The organism is Macrococcus carouselicus (assembly GCF_004359515.1).
Classification (GTDB): domain Bacteria; phylum Bacillota; class Bacilli; order Staphylococcales; family Staphylococcaceae; genus Macrococcus; species Macrococcus carouselicus.
In genome coordinates this window covers 1-381 of sequence record NZ_SCWD01000032.1, presented here as the reverse complement: position 1 = coordinate 381, position 381 = coordinate 1, and the positions used below count along the sequence as shown (strand labels likewise).

Annotated in this window: 1 protein-coding gene; it reads right to left on the bottom strand. The window is 41.5% G+C overall.

Annotation, left to right across the window (positions count from 1 at the left end; all coding sequences use genetic code 11):
• Positions 1 to 381: alpha/beta fold hydrolase (locus ERX40_RS11135; protein WP_133418557.1), on the bottom strand; the 381-nt coding region annotated here is incomplete at both ends.

The following is a 381-nucleotide window of genomic DNA, read 5'->3' as shown; positions in this document are numbered from 1 at the left end:
CCATAATAATAATTTAGTACGAATATCAAGAGCGATAATGGCCCCACCCAGAACGAGAGATTGCACCCGTGTCGGATAACGAACTGCAACGGTCTGCGAAACGATAGTACCTAGACTCATGCCGATTAAATGCATCTTCTCAATCCCGAGATGATCACATACTTCAATCACTTCTTCTGCCAAATGCCCAAACGTATCACCTTTTTTCCACTTATCTTCCTTTGATTTGCCGTGACCCCGTAAGTCCACAAGCAGTATATTAAAATCACGTTTGAAATAGCGGATTTGTTTGTACCAGATTGTTGAGCTTCCACCTGCACCATGAATGAACGTGACCCAAGGTGCGATTTCATCCTTTATATAAGTCTTGTAATATAACAT